The following is a 20,999-nucleotide window of genomic DNA, read 5'->3' on the forward strand; positions in this document are numbered from 1 at the left end:
TCGGCGGTCAGCATGTAGCAGCTTTTCGCGGTGGAGCGGACGGCGTCCGTGTCGTAGTCGGAAAACGCCTCGACGGCCCATGCTTCGGCTTCGGCCTCCGGTATGCCGAAACGGTTCATCAGGTAGAGGCTCCGGCTGATGTAGTTGTTGTGGCTTCCGGCGACATAGCGTACGCCCCCTTCTTCCACAAGGCGGCGCACGGTGCTTTCGGCATGTGCGGCAGTCGGCTTCTGCCCTCTGCGTTTCTTCTGGGAGGCGGATGCCATCCCACGGTTTTGAGGAGCGGGAGGCGGATTCTCGATCTTCATCGGTTCAGCGTCGGGACGGTAGAGCGTGTCGGGATCGTGGCAGATCACGGACATGCGGGTGGCGTTCTTGCACTGCCGGTCTATGACGATGCCGGTGAGCCGGGCGTAGTAGTCGTTGACCGTCTGCCAGGCCGCGGGGAAGTTCTTTCCCGTCACTTCGTCTGCCATCCGCGCGATGACGCGTATGCCCTGCCCCGACAGCGTCTTGTAGGTCAGGAACGAGTGCGGGTCGGCCTTTGCCTTGGCGAGCGTCTCGTCGAAAAGCTCGCCGGGAATGCCGTCGATGTCCACCATGATGAAACCCGAATAGCCCTTGACGTGCTTTGCCGTACGCCCACCTGCCAGGATGACGGAGGGAATGAAGGAGGGTTGGTTCTGTTTGATCTGGCTTTGCTGACGTTTCAAGACTTCGTCCTTCAGTTCCTTGCCGGCCGCAAGCGAGCGAAACTGGGTGGTGGTGGCGGCATGGCTGCCGCCGGTAAGTTCTTGTACGATTTCTTCCCATGTGCAGGAAGCCGGTACGGTCGCACGGAGCGATAAGAAGCGTGCGGGGTGAAATTGCTTTTCCATGTGAAATAATTTTATTTAATTTGCATAATATTCAGGTTCGCCCTCCGGAACAACACGGCCGGATGAGCGATATCTGATATTTTCGGCAAATTTATGTCTTAGCCCGTATCCTCTGACCCCGACATGTGGGGGTCACGGTGAACGGATTTTAATGAAGATGTCAATATTTAAACATTTATAACATATAAACATGAGAACAATCTATGCCTATCCCGAATTGGGATTGTATGTCAGTGAACAGATGAGCCGTTACCTTATAACCGAGCGATTCTACAAATACGAACTGTCTGCCGGAAGCCGCAGCTACGGTTCGATTAAAAAGGGGGCGACCTACGTCTGAGTTACTACATCCGCTTCATCGACCTTCTTTTCGACCTCGCCGGCGAAGAAGAGTTCCGCCTCCTGGTCCTCGAGGCACTGGAACTGTACATACTGGCCCGGAAGAAAAGACAGATGGCAAACAACAGGAATTATCAAGAAACCGAATAAATGGCACGAAGTAACACTCGAATTTGCGCGATTTGCAAAATCCGAAAAGTCGTAAGTTTCTTTATCTTTAAAAAAAAATTACTTGCAAACACCAAGTCTTTTGACGAATTTTACGTATCTTTGCAGCCGTGAACAATCAAGAGTAAAAAGTTTATCAATAATTCAATTATAATATAGCATGAAAAACTATCTTGTATTTTCTATGGCGGCTCTGTTGGTTGGAGCTTCGTGCAGCAACACGAAACAGGAAAAGGCTGCCGAAGGTTTTACCGGTGCGCCGGGGGAAGTAAAGTTGATCACGCTCGATCCCGGACACTTTCATGCAGCTTTAGTGCAAAAGGTATCCTACCCACAAGTTTCTAAAGATGTTTATGTGTATGCACCCACCGGTTTTGACGTAAACGAACACCTAAAACGAATAGAGGGTTTTAACACACGTGCGGAGAATCCGACCTCTTGGAACGAGATTGTTTATACGGGCGATGATTATCTGGAAAAAATGTTGGCCGAAAAGAAAGGCAACGTGATGATCCAAGCCGGAAACAACGGCAAGAAGACCGAATACATTAAAAAGACGCTCGAAGCCGGGATCAATGTGCTTTCCGACAAACCGATGGCGATCGACAGCCGGAACTTCAAGCTGCTGGAAGAATGTTTCGATATCGCCAAGCAGAAAAACATCATGCTCTATGACATCATGACCGAACGGAACGAGATCACGACTATGCTGCAACGCGAACTGTCCACTATCCCGGCTGTTTATGGCGAACAACTGAAAGGCTCTCCCGAAGAACCGGCCATCGTGAAAGAAAGCGTGCACCACCTGTTCAAGCTGGTAGACAACAAACCGCTGACCCGTCCGGTCTGGTATTTCGACGTGACCCAGCAGGGCGAAGGCATTGTCGACGTGACGACTCACCTGGTCGACCTTGTGCAGTGGGAAGCATTTCCGGAACAGATCATCGACTATAAGAAGGATATCGAGCTGTTGGATGCCAACCGTTGGGCAACCGCTATCAGCCCGGAAGAATTCAAACAGGTGACCGGCACGGACGCTTATCCCGACTTCCTGAAGAAAGATGTTGAAAACGACACGTTGAAAGTTTTCTGCAACGGTGACATCCTGTACAAGATCAAAGGCGTGACAGCCAAGGTCTCGGTGATCTGGAACTACACCTTCCCGAAAGGCGGCGGCGATACCCACTTCTCTGTCATGAAGGGCAGCAAGGCCGACCTGGTGATCCGCCAGGGCAAGGAACAGAACTACCAGCCCGAACTGTTTGTCGAAGCCGTGAAAGGCGTTGACCTGGCTGCTTACGAAAAGGACCTTGTCGCATCGATGGAAAAGGTATCGGCCGAATATCCGGGCGTGACTTTGAATAAAATCAGTGACAGCGTATGGCTGGTCGAAATCCCGGCCAAATACCGTGTAGGCCATGAAGCCCACTTCGGCCAGGTAACAGAACATTTCCTTGAATATCTGAAGGACGGCAAATTGCCAGATTGGGAAGTCCCCAACATGCTGTCCAAATACTACACGACAACATCCGCTCTGGATATGGCAAAAGCAAAAACCAAGTAAAAAGAACTTTCTTTCACAGATCTCATAGTTAAGGTCAATCCTGCATCAAGCCCCCCAAAGCTTGGTGCAGGATTTTTTATTTTAAGGACTCAGAGGAGAAGTTGTGCTTTCGGAAATTGCCGGGGGTGACGCCCGTATGCCGGCGGAAGTAGCTGATCAGGTAGGATGAGGATTCGAAGCCGAAGTTGTCTGCAATTTCCTTTATCGTGAGATCCGTGCTTTTCAACACCTGTTTCAGCTCCATGATTATTTGCCAGTCTATGCATTCTTTGGGGGAATAGTGCATGGTCTTCTGCGTTATTTTCGCCAGATAGTGGGTGGTGATATTCAGCTTGTCTGCATAGAACCGGACCTCGTGCTCCAACCTGCTGTTGTCGGCCAGCAACCGCCAGAAACGGTTCAGGATGCCGTGGGCCGTTCCCTTTTCTTTCCGGCCGTGATTCTCCATATAGGATTTGCAACCCGCTTCAAGGGCGGAAAACAAATTGCAGAGATGATTGTGAATCATGAAATTCCGGATATCGCTTTTCGTGCACGAAAGTATCCATCCGGCACTGACGAACCATGACTGCAACACTCGTATTTGTTCCGCAGAAAGATACAACACAGGATTGTCCATCCAAAAATCCCAAAAGTCGGCAGACAGCCTGAACGCCACCTCGTCAAACAGCTTGTCGTCCAACCGGATAAGCCGGAACCGCGTATTGGCAGACAACCTGTTTATCTCAAAATAGGCATCCGAAAAGACCGGAATGAAACTCCCCCGGCAAATTCGATACCGGCTGAAGTTGACCGTTGCGATGCCGTGGCCGCTCTCGCAAAACAGAAAGAGGGTCTCGGACGAGGAATGGGGCACTCTCGCGTATTGAGGCGGCAGTTCCGCATGCCGTATTTCTATCGTTTGGTTATTATGTTGTGATTCTATTTCCATTATTATTGCAAAGATAGCAATAAAACCGGTGAAAAAAGAGTATCAGTTTCCATATTCGATACATTTGGCGTGATTTTCAAACTGCCTGAAGGCAAGGAACAGGCTAACTTTGCACCCAGTTTAAAATCCGAATTATGAATAATGTAACAGTGGGACTCGCATTATTGGCGGGTTCTTTTTTTGCAGTGTCGTGTGGTAATGGCACATACGCTGAGCAAGAACAGGAGTATCCGGCCATAATAGCCGGCCAATCCGATGTGACGATCGAGGATGCCTTCACTGCCGTCATCGAAGGACGGCAGGACGTGGAAATTTATCCACAGTTGTCGGGCAAAATCTCGAAGGTCTGCATAAAAGAAGGGCAACAAATAAAACAAGGGCAGATATTGTTTGTCATCGACCAAGTACCTTACCAGGCAGCCTTGCGAATGGCTACGGCGAATGTCCATGCCGCAGAAGCCGGGCTGAAAACGGCACGCCTTGAGCGTGACAGCAAAAAGGAACTGCTCAGGGAGAATGTGATTTCCGATTATGAACTTCAGACAGCCGAGAACAGCCTGCTCGCTGCACAGGCGGCTTTGGAACAGGCGCAGGCGCAGGAGATCGACGCACGCAACAACTTGTCGTACACGGAAATCAAAAGCCCCGTCGATGGAGTGGTCGGTGTGCTTCCTTACAGGACAGGGGCATTGGTCTCGTCACAGATAGCCCAACCTTTGACAACCGTATCCGACAATTCGGAAATGTATGTCTATTTTTCCATCTCCGAAAAACAGCTTCAGGATATGATCGGGCAATATGGCTCGATGGCAGAAGCGATCGCCAATCTTCCCGAAGTGTCGCTGAAACTCAGCAATGGCCGCAAGTTCAAGTCGCCCGGCAAGATAGAGACGATAAGCGGAGTGATCAACCCTCAGACGGGGACGGCTTCTGTCAAAGCTGTTTTCCCGAACAAGGAGGGATTGTTGCTGAGTGGCAATGTCGGCAACGTGATATTCCCGAATGTGGAGAAAGGCGTCATTGCCATCCCGCAGTCGGCGACATACGAAATCCAGGACAAGGTGTATGCCGTGAAAGTCACGGATGGCAAAGCCGCGGTAACACAGCTGGAGGTCAGCAGATACAATGACGGGCACAGTTTCCTCGTGAAATCGGGGCTTGCCGTCGGCGATACGATTGTTCTTGAGGGAACGGCCACGATCCAGGACGGGCAGGATATTAAGGTAAACACACAAGAAAAAGAATAACAGTGATGAATCTCAAATTTTTTATCGACCGGCCGATACTCTCTGTCGTCCTGTCTGTGGTGATCGTATTGTTGGGTTTGATCGGCTTGAAGTCTTTGCCGGTTGAACAGTATCCCGATATTGCCCCACCGACAGTCACCGTCTATACGACGTATCCCGGCGCAAACGCCGAAACGGTGCTCAGAAGCGTAATCGTTCCGTTGGAGGAAGCGATCAATGGCGTTGAAAACATGTCATATATAACTTCTACGGCCTCCAATAGCGGAAGTGCCGAAATCATGGTCTATTTCAAACAGGGTACAAATCCCGACATGGCAGCCGTGAATGTGCAAAACAGGGTGGCGACAGCCGAGAGCCTTCTTCCGGCGGAAGTCGTGCGCATCGGTATCACGACGGAAAAACAGCAGAACGCCGAACTGAAGACTTTTGCCCTGTATGCTCCTGAAGGCGGATATGATGCCCGTTTTCTTAACAACTACATGAAACTCAATGTAGAACCGCGTCTGAAACGAATACAGGGGGTCGGCAAAGTGCAACAGTTCGGTGCGCAATACAGTATGCGTATATGGCTGAAACCGGACCGGATGGCGCATTATCATCTTGTGCCCTCGGATATTACCGCTGTGCTTGAACGGCAGAACATAGAGGCGACAACCGGTTCTTTCGGCGAGAACCATGACAACAATTTCCAATACACCATGAAGTATCGCGGGCGTTTCTCCACACCGGAAGAGTTCGGAGAATTGATTGTCAAGGCTCTTCCCGGTAGCGAAGTCCTCAAGTTGAAAGAAATAGCCGACATTGAACTCGGCGATGAGGATTATTCGTTTTCCAATCTCCTGAACGGCCGCCCGTCAGCAATGGCTATGATCTACCAGACGGCGGGGTCGAACGCCTCGTCTGTCATCAATGAGATCGACCGGGTTATCGAAGACTGTAGCAGCAAACTGCCGAAAGGGCTTGAGTTCGTGACCTTGAACGACACCAACCGTTTCCTGTATGCTTCGATCCGTGAGGTTATATGGTCTTTGGTGATAGCTGTTATTCTTGTCGTATTAGTGGTGTATCTGTTTCTTCAGGACATACGTGCGACACTGATCCCGACATTGGCTATTTTCGTATCGGTGATCGGCACATTCGGCTTTATGGCGATTGCCGGATTCTCGATAAACCTGCTGACGTTGTTCGCGCTTGTCCTTGCCATAGGCACGGTGGTGGATAATGCCATCATCGTGGTAGAGGCGGTGCAGGCTCGTTTCGAATCCGGCTATAAATCATCGTATATGGCAACCAACGATGCGATGGGCGGCATTACCTCAGCCATCGTGGTGTCGACCATCATATTCATGGCGGTATTTATCCCTACATCCATGATCGGCGGAACATCAGGCACGTTCTATACCCAATTCGGCATAACGATGGCTGTCGCGGTAGGATTGTCGGCGGTCAATGCCCTTACCCTGTCTCCTGCCCTCTGCGCGATAATGATGCGTCCCTATGACGACGAAACCGGATTCGGCGCACGGTTCCGGAAGGCCTATTCGATCGCGTTCAATGCCATACTTGAGCGCTATAAGAACGGGGTGTTGTTCTTTATACGCCGCCGTTGGGCTTGCGTCGGTTTGGTCGTGCTTTGCCTTGCCGCGTTGTTCGTCCTTATGCAGAACACCAAGACGGGGTTTGTTCCGGACGAGGATACGGGGACGGTGTTGGTGAGCATGAACACACCGGCGGGGACTTCGCTTGAAAAGACGAACAAGATCATCCGGGATATGCAGGCGCGGTTCCAATCTCTGCCCGAAATCGAGTATTCGGGCGGTGTCGGCGGATGGTCGTTTTCCGGTATGGGTCCCTCGATGGGGATGTTCTTCCTTACACTGAAGCCGTGGGACGAACGTACCGGCGAAGGCCAGAGCGCGAAGGATATATCCAACCGGATTTACGAAATAGCGCAAAGCATTCCAGATGCCGGCATTTTTACGACTACGCCTCCCATGATACCGGGCTACGGCATGGGAAATGGTTTCGAGTTGTATGTCCAGGACAAGGTCGGCGGTGAGATAGAAGAACTGAAACAGGTTTGCGAAAAGTTTGTGGCGGAACTGAACCTGCGTCCGGAGATAGAAGCTGCATATACAGCTTTCGACACTAATTATCCTCAGTATTGGGTTGATGTCGATTTCGCCCAATGCGAGCGTGCAGGGATTAGTCCGGCCGAAGTGCTTTCCACCATTTCGGGGTATTACGGAGGCGAGTATGCTTCCAATTTCAACCGGTTCTCGAAATTGTACCGTGTGATGATACAGGCCGATCCTGCGACACGCGTCACCCCCGAATCGCTCAAACATTTCTACGTCCGCATAGGAGAAGAAATGGCTCCGCTGTCGCAGTTCGTCACCTTGACGAAGACATACGGCCCGCAATCGATCTCACGTTTCAACCTTTATAACGCGATTTCCGTCAGCGGGACCCCGGCGGAGGGGTACAGTTCGGGAGATGCGATCAAGGCTGTCGAAGAGACTGCCTCTAAGGTCCTGACCAACAATTACGGTTATGAGTTCGGAGGTATTTCGCGTGAGGAATCATCGAACACGGGCAACACGGTCCTTATTTTTGTCATCTGCGGCATACTTGTTTACCTTATCCTCAGCGCTCTGTACGAGAGCCTGATCATGCCGCTCTGTATCCTTATCTCAATCCCGGCGGGATTGATGGGGAGCTTCCTCTTTGCGAAACTGTTCGGGCTGGAAAACAATATATACCTTCAGACGGGATTGATCATGCTCATCGGGCTTCTTGCCAAGACAGCCATCCTCATCACTGAATATGCCGGTGAGCGGCGTAAGAACGGAATGACCTTGAAGCAGTCTGCCGTAGGCGCGGCAAAGGCTCGTCTGCGCCCGATACTTATGACGGCGCTGACAATGGTGTTCGGTATGTTGCCGCTGATGTTCGCGTCGGGTGTAGGGGCTAACGGGAACTCGACGTTGGGAACGGGTACTGTCGGCGGAATGGTTGTCGGGACATTGGTGCTTCTATTCCTCGTTCCGGGACTTTGGATGATATTCCAGTCGCTCCAGGAAAAGATCCGCCCGGCATCCGATATCGCGGAGAAAACCGATTGGGCGATTGAGGCTGAGAAAGAATATGTTGCTGAACAAAAAAAACAGAAAGAATGATACGGAAATATATAATAATACCTGTGTCCGCTGTATTGTCGCTTATGAGCTGTGGCGGGAGTTGTTCACGGACCCGTGTTTGCAAAAGCTGATGGAACTGGCTTTGGCCCGGAATACGGATTTGAGAGTAGCCTATCTGAAAACCAATGAAGCTAAAGCGGTAGTACAAAATGCCAAACTCGCTTACCTGCCTTCGGTCAATATAAATGCCGAAGGAACGATAAGCCGTTTTGACGGGAGTACTTCAAAGACGTATAACCTGGGTGCGGGGGCAAGTTGGGAAATAGACCTGTTCGGCAAGCTGACGGCTGCAAAACGCGAAGCAGTAGCCGCCCTCGAAAGCTCCGAGGCTTACAGGCAAGCCGTGCAGACGCAACTTGTCTCGACTGTCGCCGATTCGTATTACACCCTGTTGATGCTTGACAACCAGTTAGGCATCAACACCGAAACCCGAAAGAACTGGACGGAGACGATACGCATACTCGAAGCCTTGAAGAAGAACGGCAGGTCGAATGAGACTGCCATACTTCAGGCATAATACGCCTCTACCACGCTCTTGGCGGCGGATTGGATTACAATCCGCCGCCAAGTTGGCAAAATATCCGCATTCTGTTGAACGACAGACTTCCTTTGGATATTCTGTTAATAATCGAACTTAACGCCTTTTTCCCAAAGAGGAAGTAACTTTTTTACAATATCGGGATTTTCTTGCGCTATGTTTTTGCGCTCGATGCGATCCGGCCCGTATTGGTAAAGTTCGGTGACCGTTTCCCCTTTTTTATTGTAACGGGTAAAACGATATTCCGGAGTTCGGAGTGTCATGCAATTTCGGTAATAGCTGTATGCTGCGTCTGTCCATTTTTTGTCTTTAGGATTGTTGAGTAATTTAGCAAAGCTATGTCCGTCCAGTCCTTGAGGTACGGAAATATTGCAAAGCTCCATAAGAGTCGGATAAATATCGATGGAACTGACAATCCGGTTGTTTTTAATTCCGGGTTTGCATTTGGGGGCTTTTATTACGAGTGCGCTGCTTAAAGATGTCTCATGCAGTGTGTGTTTTCCCCAAACCCGCAGATCTCCCAAGTGCCATCCATGATCTCCCCATAGGATAATAATCGTATTATCCATTTTTCCACTGGCTTCGAGAGCATCCAACACTTTTCCTACTTGGGCATCCATATAACTTACGCAAGCGAAATAGGCGTGACGGAGCTTACGTGCATACTCGTCGGAAACTCTGTTTTCGATGGAAGGCATTTCGTCTCCTAACTGATAACTCTTGAACTCCGCACTTTCATGTAGGCTTACAGGATCACATCCTTCCGGGATATCCGGCATAGGTGAAATAGGAATAGAGGCTTCATCATACATGTCCCAATATTTTTTAGGAGATGTGAATGGCAAATGAGGTTTGAAGAAACCGACAGCCAGGCAGAACGGTTCGTTTTTAGCTGTTAGTTCGTTTAGCTTTTTGACCGCCAGATTGGCTGTCAGACCGTCTGGATAACCTTCATCGGCAACATCGGCACATTCGTAAGGTTTCACTTGCTTTTTGCGGTTTTGCCGGTTACTGCCATCCGCATATCCGAAAAAGGCATTCCACCCGTTCCCCCATTTTCCGGAGTCGAAAAGCATTTCATCCCAACTATAAGGCAGTTCAGGCTTATCGGTTTTCGGAGCTTCATAACCATATAGGCAGCCATCGACATAGTGGCTAATCTTTCCGATTCCGACAGTATAATAGCCATTCCGGCGTAAATGATGGAACATCGTTTCCGGGATTTCACCCTCCGGTTTATCAGACAGCCTTGTCCGGCATGCTTCGTTGGAAAGATCCGATTTGTCTTGAGGAAAATGTCCTGTCAACATGCTGGCACGTGACGCTCCGCTTGTCGGGACTTGCACGTAATGCTGGAAGAACAGGCTGCCTTGTGATGCCAACCTGTCGATGTTCGGAGTTTTCACAATAGAACCATAAGCTCCTAATTCCCGGCGAAGGTCGTCTACGCATATAAAAAGTATATTAGGCTTCGTCTCGTTTGCCTTCTTTTGTGCATAGCTTTGAAAGGGCAATGCCAACAAACAAACCGACAGTAAAGGATAATTATTTTTCATGATGTCTAAATTGAATGTGAATACAAAAGATTTATAAATACAACCTACCGGCCGATAATAGCCGGTAGGTTTAGATATTATTGTTGATCGTCTATGACTGTTAATGGAGGAATATTTTTTTCGTACCCGATATACCCTTTATTCTGGTTGATGGTCCCTCCCTGGTTGCTATCGATGGCACTTGCCGGAATAGGCCAAAGAACGTGGAATGGGCTTATCTTGAATATGTTTGTTCCCCATAATATATCGCCAGCCTTATAAAATTCATTTTTGGCTACAGTCCGGTCATACCAAAAGTTCTTTTCGGAGAAATTCTCTACGGAATAGCCGTTAAATCCTTTTTCAGCCATGATAAAGGCGATCCGGGTTAATTCGGTTTTTCTGAATTCTTCTGCAAAAAGTTCTCTTGCCCTTTCGTCTAATATATAATCTATCGAAACTTGCGAAGCTGCAATGGGATCGGCATTCGCACGTACTCTCACCGTGTTTATGTCGGCTGCTGCTTTATCTGTTTGATTTAACCAAAAGTAGGCTTCAGCTCTTAAAAGATAAGTTTCAGCCAACCGGAATAAGTACCAATCCGAATGTCCCCCATATGGCTGATCGGGTCTTTCTTCATCTTCAACATATACTTTATAATAAGGGAATGGATACCAACAATGAATCGTGTCCTTTGGATTTGTGTATTGTATCTGTACGGGTTGCCCGAAATATTTGGAAGCTGGATTGTTGTAAATGAATTTGTCGACAGAGAACCAGTTTACTTGCTCGTCATGCCTCAAATCCTTATTACAGTTATTCCATATTTCATAATTATAGTAACTGCAGGGCCGGACATAACCGACACCTCTTCCTATTTTTATGACAAACTCGTTACCTCGTGTATCGATAGTTCCTCTTTTCCCGTCGGGATCTTTCATATAAGATGAATTCCACCAAGAGGGGACATAACGACGCATGGCTTGGGTGCCTCCGCTTATTTCTGCTTCGGGGAATCCGTAGCGTTCCTGTACGACAAGGATGCCTTCTTTATTTGAAGATGAACTTTTATTGTCTTTTTGATGGAGATCCCAGATCGTATTATACTGCGGATCGGAAGCGTCTACCCCGAAGCGGTCAGTCATTAAGGCATGGATTCCGTCATTAATGACAGCAGAAGAGGCTTCGACTGCTTCTGTGAATTTTCCGTTTGACAGATATATTTTGGTAAGTAAATGGTTGCCTGCTGCTTTAGATACAGCACCGGGAACTACCGTTTGGGGTAACCACTGGACTGCCCATGCTAAATCTTCTTCTATTTTTGCAAGTATCGTTTTTCTTGAATGCGTGTAGAAGTCGATTTTAGGAGCCGTATGTTCTATATTCAAAAAAGGGACATCTCCATATAAATGGACTAATCTATAATACCAATAGGCTCTGTGGAAATACGCTTCGGCAATAATTGCGTTTTTGATTTCTTCAGTATCGAATTTGCCATTGTCAATACGTGACAGGATAACATTTGCATTTCGTATCTGGTTATACCCTCTTGTCCAGATCTCATGGAAGTCGTAGGTAGAACCGGTTCCTGTAGGTAATACTTGAGTATCAAAATTGTGTATGGCATTGGCAGCTTTATTGGCACTGATGGCAATGTCTGAAGCAATGAGCTCGGAAGCCAGCCCCCCTCCTTCTCCATAAAAATCGGGACGTAAGTTCTTGCGAAGGTTAACCAGTACTCCTTCAAATCCAGCCTTATCCGTATAAATAGATTCAGGTGTGAAGATAGAAAGGGGTTTTATCTTCAAGAAATCATCTCCGCATGAAATAGTTGTAAACAGAGATGCACAAATGATATATTTTATCCAGTTTTTCATAACTTGTTTGTTTATAATGTGACATCAATTCCAAATGTAAAGATTCGAGGCATAGGCGTATTTCCTGATTCAGGATCCCATCCTGACCACTTTGTGAAAGTCAACAGGTTACGCCCACTCAAATATACTTTACAATGTCCGACTTTTAAATTTTTGATAATATTTTCGGGAATATTATAAGCGATGGATAAGTCCTGCAAACGTACAAAGCTGCTTTTTTCATAAATACTATATCCGGGTGTGTTTACAGTATTAAGTCTGGTGTACTTGTTTGTCGGATTTTCCGGAGTCCAGTAAGGCAATGCGTAGCTGTTGGCTCTATCCTCGACATTAGACGTGTTGCTCAACAGGCTGTTTGCTTTCCAGTGGCCTAAGTCTGCACGGATGAAACAGGAAATCTGGAAATTTTTGAAAAGAGTAAAGTCATTTCGAAGCCCTAAACGGAAACGAGGCTTCGTATAGCCTTGAAAGACTTTATCTTCCTGAGTGGAAACTCCATCTTCATTAGGATCATATAATTTGACATCGCCAGGTGCTTTCCCGAATGATTTGGCCAATTCTTCTTCTCCAAGTTGGTAAATACCTAAGAATTTGTAATCCCATATTCGGTCTATTGATTCCCCGATAAACCATCCATTGTTGATATCATCGCCTTCTTTTTGACCGATTACATTGCCATTTTCATCTAAGATATTGACCATTTCTCCATAGAGATGTTTGATCTTGTTTCTATTAAATGAGAATGTCAATGTCGAATTCCAACTGAAGTCCTTATTTTGGATATTGTAACTATTAAGAGTCATTTCAAATCCTTTGTTTTGCAATTCTCCCATATTGGACATTACATTGTTGTATCCAATAATTGTCGGCAGGCTTCGTTTAAGCAGCAAGTCATTTGTAATCATGCTATAATAATCTACCGAACCATTTAACCGGCTGTTTAAGACGGAAAAATCCAAACCTAAATTTAAAGCCTTGGTTTTTTCCCATTTCAGATATTGGTTTGCCAGTGAACTGCTGTATATGCCTGAGATCAATGTGCTACCTGTCAGGTATTTGTTTGTCTCGAGTTTAGCCAATGCATCATAAATTCCGATATCCCGGTTACCGTTTATTCCATAAGAAGCTCTGATCTTGAGATTATTTATCCATTTGATATTGAAGAACGATTCGTCGGATAAATTCCAAGCTAAAGCTCCGGAAGGAAAAGTCGCATAAGGATTTTCCATACCAAAAGCCGAATATCCGTCTCTACGAATAGATAGAGTCAGGAAGTAGCGGTTCATGAGCGTGTAGTTCAGACGGCCCATTATTGCGGTACCGGTCGAATAGGTATCTTCATTTTTAATCGTAGGTGATCCTCCTGTTCCTAATTGATGAAAACCTAAGGCTTCACTGGGGGTGAAATTTATATTTTCACCGGTATCTTTCCATGTTTGTTTCTTTTCTGCATTATATAAGAACGTTGCATAAAAATCATGAACTCCAAAAGTTTTTTTCCATGAAACGATATTGTCTATTTGCCATTCGTAGAGCGAATAGTTGATGCGTCGTCCGAAGCCTCCTGTTTTGTTACCGCTTGGAATGCTCGACGGGTCATAGTAGTAATTTTTTTGCCAGTCATAGCGATTGATATAAGAGACTTTGTAACTGAAACCAAATGGTAGTTTCAGATCGGCATATAAAGTGGCAAACAGATTTTGGGAAACATTGAATTTATCCCGCTTTTTGTATAAAAGAAATGGGTTTTGTTCAATTCCAGAATCGTCATGGGGGTACCATTTTAGTTCTCCGTTTTCATCATAGGGTTGTCCTAAAGGACTTTGGCGCACTATATTGGATAATTTGATAGCTTCATTGCTTTCATCTTTATTGCTAAATTGTGCATTGATTCCTACAGTCAGGAATTCTGCAACTTTAGTATCAGCATTAATACGGGAACGGATTGTTTTGTACTCGTCACCCTTTATATAACCTTGATTGTCCGTATAGCCTAATGACCAGTAATATTTGGTTTTACCAATGCCACCGGATATGTTGACATTATAGTTTTGTCTTAATCCGGGACGTGTAGCCTCGCCATACCAATCATAAGTATTCCCGTTCAGATAGTTTTGTTGTTCGATCTCACGTAGATTCAGACGTGTCATCCAAGTTAGAATTGGATCGGACTGGAATGACGCATCGTAATTTTGCCATGTATCGACATCTATACCTTCCGGTAATTGATTGGGGTTGTTGTAGTATCCTTCCGGTTTGTCTGGATTTATTCTGCGTTGGAAATCCTGCCTGCGTTGGAGGAATCCGGACAAATCATTCGGTTTGATTTCGTTGGTGAAGTCTGTTAAACCCAATTGGGCAGAGAAGTTGATTGTCATTTTTTCTCCTTTGCCTTGTTTGGTATTGATGATTACTACACCGGCAGCGGATCGAGAACCGTAAACGGCAGCAGAACTTGCATCTTTCAATACGTCTATAGTCTCGATATCCGAGGGATTGATATCATTGATTGAGCCATTGAAGATAACTCCGTCCAAGACTACCAGCGGTGAATTGTTGGCAGAGAGTGAAGCCGGGCCTCGTATTTCCATTTCACTCGCTCCGGAAGCGGAAGTCCCGATATTGGAATTAAAACCGGCAACGGTTCCATTCAGCATATCCAATACATTCGTACTTTGCTGAGTGGCATATTTATCGGCTTTTACCTGAGCAATGGCTCCGGTTAGATCTTTTTTCTTAACAGCTCCGTAACCGATTACGACAACTTCTTCCAATGTTTGCTGGTCTTCTTGTAAAACCACTTTTAATATGGATTTCCGGTCAATTGTGATTTCCTGTGTATTGTAGCCGATATAAGATATTTGTAAGATGTCTCCTTCGCTTGCTTCCAAGCTGAATTTGCCGTCAACATCGGTAATGGTACCGTTAGTGCTACCTTTTATCAGGACGTTTGCACCGATGACAGATTCTCCTTGTGTGTCGACAACTGTTCCGGTAATAGTCTTGAGTTGTGCCTTGAACAAAGCAATGTGCTTATTCGATATCCGAAAAGATATGCTCCTTTTGTCGTGAAACAAATTTTGCAACAATTCGTTTAAATCCATATTTGTTCCTTGGATGGAGGTTCTTTCGTTCCGGTCAATTTCGGTGGTGTTATAAACGAATTTGTATCCGGTCTTTTCTTCTATCTCATTGAATATTTCTTCATATGTTGCATTCTGCTTATTCAGTGATAGTTTTACCGTTTGTGCATAGGCGAAGGTAATATTGACGGACAAAAACAATAAAAGAAGTCCTAAAAGGTTGATTCTGTGTCTGAGAATTCTTTTAAAAGAGGAATAATGTTCCTCACAGGTAAAATCCTTTGGATTTTGCCTGATAAATAAAAATTTATCCATAATTTTGTATGTACTAATTTTAAAATTGGCAGTGTGCAATCTGCCGATTAACAATTTAGAAATTGGGAATGGTTGCAACATTCCCAATTCTTTTTTTGTATGTCTCTTTTTAATTAAATTCTGTTTTTCATGTGCTGTCCATAATCGTTTGTCTTTGTGGTTTAACATTCTGTATTTATTTCAGGAAAAGCTCTCCTTTCCTTTTTTCTATTTTGTATCGAGCAGAGATTTGCAAAACGGATAATATTTCATCCAATGTTTCTCTCTCTGTAAAGTTGGCATTGAAAGTTTGTTTTTTCAGATTTTCGTTTTGAACATGTATTTTTACATGGAAAGCCCGTTGTAGTTCTTGCATGATTTCTTCTAAAGAACTATCCCTGAATATGAAATTGCCGGTAACCCATGAGATCGTGTTTTCCGGGCGTATTGTTGATACGCTCAGGTTATCATCCGATTTAAAGAAGACCGCTCGTTCCCCGGGTGATAGTATCCGGTCTGCCGTTTGTGAGAGGTTTTTACTTTTATATAAACCTACTTTCCCGGTGATAAGGGTTACCTCTGTTTTATCCGGTTCCGCGTCGACATTGAATGTGGTTCCTAATACGTGTATTCCGATGCCGTCAGTCTGGACGATAAAAGGTTTCTTTTCGTCTTTACGGACTTCAAAGAAGGCTTCTCCTTTTATTTCGACCTGCCGGATCTGTTTGCTGAACTCTCTCGGATAGCGTAGGCTGGCGTTGGCATTTAACCAAACGACACTGCTGTCGGGCAATGTAATTTTTGTTTTTGCATCGGGGACGGCTGTCGTTTCATAATAAACGAGTGTTTGTTCCGGCTCATTGTCTATCAACAGGAGGCTGGAAACCAACAGGAGGGCTATTGAAGCTGCTATAGATAAATATTTCCAAGCAGAGTTTCCTTTACCGGCATAAGATATGATGACAGGCCGTTTAATTCTATCTGTCAAACGGTCGGACATCCGCTTTTCATCAAATGGCAAAGACTTAAAGCGTATATGCTTTGTCAATGATTCAAATTCTTTATTGTTTTGTTCATTTTCCATCTTATTCCGGTTGCTTTATAAATAGAGATGACAGGTGATGCAAAAAACTCCTATTCGGGATACAAAAAAAATAGAGGCCGTAGGACTAATTGCCTATATATATATTATGGTAAAGAAACATTTTTATTTTTAAGTGTTGTCTTGAAGAAAATATAGTTACATTTACTGACTGATATATTATAAAAGAACTGTATCTCTGAGAAGATGGAAGAGGAGAGTATCATATCTCTTTTTGGGAAAGTGGTGAGAGGAGATGAAACAGCGTTCCGGTTATTGTTTGAAACTTATTCCCGGCGTCTGTTCCATGTGGCTTATTATTATCTGAACTCTCGTGAACTGGCTGAAGAAGCTATTTTGGATGTTTTTACAGTCATTTGGCAAAAGCGGGAAACTTTGTCTCATGTGAAAGAGCCTGAACGCTATTTGTATATATCGGTGAAGAACCAGGCTTTGCATTATCTGAGAAGAGGATATGTGCAGGAAAAGGATTCCTTTTCTTTGTATGAAATTGAGTTGATCCCGGATTCGGATACTCCGGAAAAAAATTTGATGGATGAAGAATATCAAACTCTGATCCAACAGGCAATTGATTCCTTGCCGCCAAAGTGCAGGGAGGTTTTTCGTCTTGTCCTCTCCGATAAATTAAAAAACCGGGAAATCGCAGATGTTTTGGGCATCAGTGAAAAGACTGTGAATATACATATCGCTAAGGCATACGAACGTATTGCTAAATTTGTAAATCGCCGGTATAAGTAATCATAACCAAACACAAAACGGCATTTTCTTCCAATAAAAAAGTCCCCGTACCTTTATAAGATCCGGGGACTTTTTCCTGACTTCGCCACTCAAAAGAATACCCATCTTTACATTTCCGGGTGTAAAAATGGGTACTCATTCTGTAATCTATTGATTTCCAATATCTGTTGCGGTGCGTACGGGACTCGAACCCGTGACCCCATGCGTGACAGGCATGTATTCTAACCAGCTGAACTAACGCACCAAAATTTTATTGTGCGGTCCGGACGGGACTCGAACCCGCGACCCCATGCGTGACAGGCATGTATTCTAACCAGCTGAACTACCGAACCATTATTTATTTAACCGCTATTCCTCTGAATTGCGATGCAAAAGTAGGAGGTTTATTTGAATTATGCAAGAGTTACGCGCATATATTTTCAATTATTTTCAATCATCTCTGATAATAAACCTTTTACACTTGAATTTTTTATTCATAATTCAGAGAAGAACACTCGTTTCTTTGCTATTACTCCGTACTATGCCAAATCAGCCAGTTTATCACAAATAATATCTATTCTGCAACTTTTCATAAAGCATACATCCATATGTCATGATAATTTGTTAGTTTTGCAACTCAATATAAAAAGGAAGCAACAATGGATGTCGCCATTATCAAATACAATGCCGGAAATATTTATTCTGTGAGTTACGCGCTGAAGCGGCTGGGAGTCGAAGCAACGATCACGGCAGATCCGGAACTGTTATGTAAAGCGGACAAAGTAATCTTTCCGGGCGTCGGTGAAGCGCAGACCACGATGGAGTACCTGAAAGAACATAAACTGGATGCGGTCATAAAAGGATTGAAACAACCTGTTTTAGGCATTTGCCTCGGCATGCAATTGATGTGCCGCCATTCGGAAGAAGGAAATGCAGATTGTTTGGGTATTTTCGATACGGAAGTAAAGCGTTTCATCCCGCAGCAACACGCGGATAAAGTTCCGCACATGGGATGGAACACGATTACGAATGTTAAAAGCAGACTGTTCAACGAGCAATTGGAGAACAAGTTTGTTTATTTCGTACATAGTTATTATGTACCCGTAAACGAATACACCGCCGCGACAACCGAATATATTCTTCCGTTCAGCGCTTCCTTGCATAAAGACAACTTCTATGCGACACAGTTTCACCCGGAAAAAAGCGGTTCGGTCGGCGAGGTTATATTAAGTAACTTTTTAAAACTGTAATGTGATATGATAGAGTTGATTCCGGCAATAGATATGATCGACGGGAAATGCGTACGCCTCACCCAAGGCGATTACGACACCAAGAAAGTGTATAACGAAGATCCTCTGGAAGTAGCCAAGATGTTTGAAGATCATGGTATCCGACGCTTGCATGTCGTAGACCTGGACGGAGCGCGGCAAGGACGGATCATCAACTACCGCACGTTGGAACGACTGGCGACACGCACTTCGCTGATCATCGATTTCGGAGGTGGGCTGAAACAGGAAGGAGACCTGGAAATAGCTTTCGAAAGCGGTGCACAGATGGTCACGGGCGGAAGCATCGCCGTGAAGGACCCGGAAGTATTCACTTCCTGGATCACCAAGTTCGGTTCGGAGAAAATCATCCTCGGAGCAGATGCCAAAGACAAGAAGATCGCGATAAGCGGATGGGAAGAGACGACAGACAAAGAGTTGATCCCTTTCATCCAAGACTATTACGACAAAGGGATCACGAAGACAATCTGCACGGACATCAGCCGCGACGGCATGTTGCAAGGCCCAGCCATCGAATTATATAAAGAAATACAGGAACAGATACCTCTGCTTTACCTGATAGCCAGCGGAGGCGTCAGTTCCATACAAGATATTGAAAAACTGGCTGAAGCAGGTGTTCCGGCTGTCATCTTCGGTAAAGCGATTTACGAAGGGAAGATACAGCTGAAAGATTTGATCCGCTTCAGCTGATAAAAAACAACGATTACATATGCTTGCCAAGAGAATAGTACCCTGTCTGGACATAAAAGATGGAAAAACCGTCAAGGGAATCAATTTCGTCAACTTCCGCGATGCCGGCGATCCGGTCGAACTGGGCGCACAATACAGCCGGGATGGAGCAGACGAATTGGTCTATCTGGATATAACCGCTTCGCACGAAGGACGTAAGACATTTACGGAACTGGTAAAGAAAGTCGCGGCCAACATCAGCATTCCTTTCACGGTTGGTGGCGGCATCAACGAACTGAAAGATGTGGACCGCCTGTTGAGTGCCGGAGCCGATAAGGTTTCCATCAACTCGGCAGCTCTGCGCAACCCGAAACTGATCGAAGAGATTGCCAAGAACTTCGGCAGCCAGGTATGCGTGGTCGCCATCGATGCCAATTTTGAAGCGGGCGACTGGATATGCTACCTGAACGGCGGACGGATTCCGACAGAAAAACATCTCTTCCAATGGGCAGCAGAAGCAGAAAGCTTGGGAGCCGGAGAGATCCTGTTTACCAGCATGACACACGACGGCGTGAAAGACGGTTACGCCAATGAAGCATTGGCTATGCTGGCCGACAACCTGCACATTCCGGTCATAGCGTCGGGAGGAGCCGGAAAAATGGAGCACTTCCGCGATACGTTCACCCTGGGAAAGGCAGATGCCGCATTGGCGGCAAGCGTGTTCCATTTCGGGGAAATCGGCATCGGTTCCTTGAAACAGTATCTCCATGAAGAAGGGATCAACGTCCGTCTCTGACGGTCACGGCAGGGAATAACCGCTCCTTTGAAAAGAAGTTATTGTTCCATGCAAGTGAAACTTCCGTTCCATGCAAATGAAAACATTGTTCCATGACGATGGAACCGGAAACGGATGCTGAAGGACAACGTGACACACATACGAATGAATTAAGAACAATATAATAGTCAGATAAAAAATGAAATTAGATTTTGAAAAAATGGGCGGCCTGATTCCCGCCATCGTTCAGGACAACAACACAAACAAAGTATTGATGTTGGGCTTTATGAACGAAGAAGCTTACGAAGAAACAAAAGCTACCGGCAAAGTGACATTTTTCAGCCGTACGAAAAACCGTATCTGGATGAAAGGCGAAACCAGCGGAAACACCCTGCAGGTTGTTTCCATCGCAGCTGATTGCGACAACGACACGCTGTTGATCAAGGCTGTTCCAGCCGGTCCCGTATGCCATACAGGCGCCGACACTTGTTTCGGCGAAAAGAATGTGGAAGACATTATGTTCCTCAAATATTTGCAGAACTTCATCGAACAGCGTCGTCAGGAAATGCCGGAAGGCTCCTACACCACCACCCTGTTCCAGAAAGGCATCAACCGCATGGCACAGAAGGTGGGAGAAGAAGCTGTCGAAACAGTTATCGAAGCCACTAACGGAACAGACGACCGCCTTGTTTACGAAGCTGCCGACATGATCTACCACCTGATCGTATTATTGACAAGCAAAGGACTTCGCATCGAAGACCTCGCACGCGAATTAAAAAGCAGACATAAAGGATAA

General features: G+C 45.8%; 14 protein-coding genes, 2 tRNA genes and 2 pseudogenes. 10 read left to right on the forward strand and 8 right to left on the reverse strand.

Annotated elements, in window-relative coordinates:
• Window positions 1–338: 338 nt before the first annotated feature.
• Window positions 339–878 (reverse strand): annotated as a pseudogene (locus BQ9893_RS22560) (BT4734/BF3469 family protein); the annotation flags it as partial.
• Window positions 879–1,068: 190 nt separating this feature from the next.
• Here BQ9893_RS22560 and BQ9893_RS21740 point away from each other — a divergent pair.
• Window positions 1,069–1,218, forward strand: a complete 150-nt coding sequence (locus tag BQ9893_RS21740; protein WP_167369872.1) for a hypothetical protein — start codon at window positions 1,069–1,071, stop codon at window positions 1,216–1,218.
• Window positions 1,219–1,545: 327 nt separating this feature from the next.
• Entirely contained in the window at window positions 1,546–2,949 is a 1,404-nt protein-coding gene (locus BQ9893_RS12850) for a putative oxidoreductase C-terminal domain-containing protein (protein ID WP_075966395.1), read from the forward strand.
• Between the two features lie 76 nt (window positions 2,950–3,025).
• Here the strand turns inward: BQ9893_RS12850 and BQ9893_RS12855 are convergent, their stop codons facing one another.
• Window positions 3,026–3,880: a helix-turn-helix domain-containing protein gene (locus tag BQ9893_RS12855; protein ID WP_075966396.1), complete on the reverse strand. Its 855-nt coding sequence runs from the start codon at window positions 3,878–3,880 to the stop codon at window positions 3,026–3,028.
• Window positions 3,881–4,014: 134 nt separating this feature from the next.
• Here BQ9893_RS12855 and BQ9893_RS12860 point away from each other — a divergent pair, with 134 nt between their 5' ends.
• From BQ9893_RS12860 to BQ9893_RS12870, 3 genes and pseudogenes are all read left to right on the forward strand, one after another.
• On the forward strand, window positions 4,015–5,127 hold the full coding sequence (locus BQ9893_RS12860) for an efflux RND transporter periplasmic adaptor subunit (RefSeq protein WP_081415462.1): 1,113 nt from the start codon (window positions 4,015–4,017) through the stop codon (window positions 5,125–5,127).
• A 5-nt stretch (window positions 5,128–5,132) separates the two neighbouring features.
• The gene (locus BQ9893_RS12865) at window positions 5,133–8,306 is read left to right on the forward strand and encodes an efflux RND transporter permease subunit (protein ID WP_075966398.1); all 3,174 of its coding nucleotides are present in this window, start codon (window positions 5,133–5,135) and stop codon (window positions 8,304–8,306) included.
• Window positions 8,307–8,358: 52 nt separating this feature from the next.
• Window positions 8,359–8,841 (forward strand): annotated as a pseudogene (locus tag BQ9893_RS12870) (TolC family protein); the annotation flags it as partial.
• A gap of 107 nt (window positions 8,842–8,948) precedes the next feature.
• Here the strand turns inward: BQ9893_RS12870 and BQ9893_RS12875 are convergent.
• From BQ9893_RS12875 to BQ9893_RS12890, 4 genes are all read right to left on the reverse strand, one after another.
• Window positions 8,949–10,421, reverse strand: coding sequence for a sulfatase (locus tag BQ9893_RS12875; protein ID WP_075966400.1), 1,473 nt, complete (start codon window positions 10,419–10,421; stop codon window positions 8,949–8,951).
• Between the two features lie 77 nt (window positions 10,422–10,498).
• Complete coding sequence (locus BQ9893_RS12880) at window positions 10,499–12,277, reverse strand: RagB/SusD family nutrient uptake outer membrane protein (RefSeq protein WP_075966401.1); 1,779 nt, start codon at window positions 12,275–12,277, stop codon at window positions 10,499–10,501.
• Between the two features lie 11 nt (window positions 12,278–12,288).
• Window positions 12,289–15,381 carry a SusC/RagA family TonB-linked outer membrane protein gene (locus BQ9893_RS12885; protein WP_244155129.1) on the reverse strand — a complete coding sequence of 1,031 codons (3,093 nt, stop codon included), beginning with the start codon at window positions 15,379–15,381 and terminating at the stop codon, window positions 12,289–12,291.
• A gap of 469 nt (window positions 15,382–15,850) precedes the next feature.
• Window positions 15,851–16,738 carry a FecR family protein gene (locus BQ9893_RS12890; RefSeq protein WP_075966402.1) on the reverse strand — a complete coding sequence of 296 codons (888 nt, stop codon included), beginning with the start codon at window positions 16,736–16,738 and terminating at the stop codon, window positions 15,851–15,853.
• Window positions 16,739–16,942: 204 nt separating this feature from the next.
• Between BQ9893_RS12890 and BQ9893_RS12895 the strand changes: the two genes are divergently transcribed.
• Entirely contained in the window at window positions 16,943–17,494 is a 552-nt protein-coding gene (locus tag BQ9893_RS12895; RefSeq protein ID WP_075966403.1) for an RNA polymerase sigma-70 factor, read from the forward strand.
• Window positions 17,495–17,664: 170 nt separating this feature from the next.
• On the opposite strand, the gene BQ9893_RS12900 is transcribed toward BQ9893_RS12895, so the two are convergent.
• A tRNA-Asp gene (locus BQ9893_RS12900) sits at window positions 17,665–17,738 on the reverse strand.
• Between the two features lie 14 nt (window positions 17,739–17,752).
• Window positions 17,753–17,826, reverse strand: a tRNA-Asp gene (locus tag BQ9893_RS12905).
• A 306-nt stretch (window positions 17,827–18,132) separates the two neighbouring features.
• On the opposite strand from BQ9893_RS12905, the gene hisH reads away from it, so the two are divergent.
• The 4 genes from hisH to hisIE all read left to right on the forward strand — a co-directional run bounded on the left by hisH (window position 18,133) and on the right by hisIE (window position 20,999).
• On the forward strand, window positions 18,133–18,723 hold the full coding sequence (gene hisH / locus BQ9893_RS12910; protein ID WP_075966404.1) for an imidazole glycerol phosphate synthase subunit HisH: 591 nt from the start codon (window positions 18,133–18,135) through the stop codon (window positions 18,721–18,723).
• Window positions 18,724–18,729: 6 nt separating this feature from the next.
• Window positions 18,730–19,449 carry a 1-(5-phosphoribosyl)-5-[(5-phosphoribosylamino)methylideneamino]imidazole-4-carboxamide isomerase gene (gene hisA / locus BQ9893_RS12915; RefSeq protein WP_075966405.1) on the forward strand — a complete coding sequence of 240 codons (720 nt, stop codon included), beginning with the start codon at window positions 18,730–18,732 and terminating at the stop codon, window positions 19,447–19,449.
• Window positions 19,450–19,468: 19 nt separating this feature from the next.
• Complete coding sequence (gene hisF / locus BQ9893_RS12920) at window positions 19,469–20,224, forward strand: imidazole glycerol phosphate synthase subunit HisF (protein WP_075966406.1); 756 nt, start codon at window positions 19,469–19,471, stop codon at window positions 20,222–20,224.
• 178 nt (window positions 20,225–20,402) lie between these two features.
• Complete coding sequence (hisIE, locus tag BQ9893_RS12925; RefSeq protein ID WP_075966407.1) at window positions 20,403–20,999, forward strand: bifunctional phosphoribosyl-AMP cyclohydrolase/phosphoribosyl-ATP diphosphatase HisIE; 597 nt, start codon at window positions 20,403–20,405, stop codon at window positions 20,997–20,999.

This window comes from Parabacteroides massiliensis (assembly GCF_900155425.1).
In the GTDB taxonomy this organism is placed as follows: domain Bacteria; phylum Bacteroidota; class Bacteroidia; order Bacteroidales; family Tannerellaceae; genus Parabacteroides; species Parabacteroides massiliensis.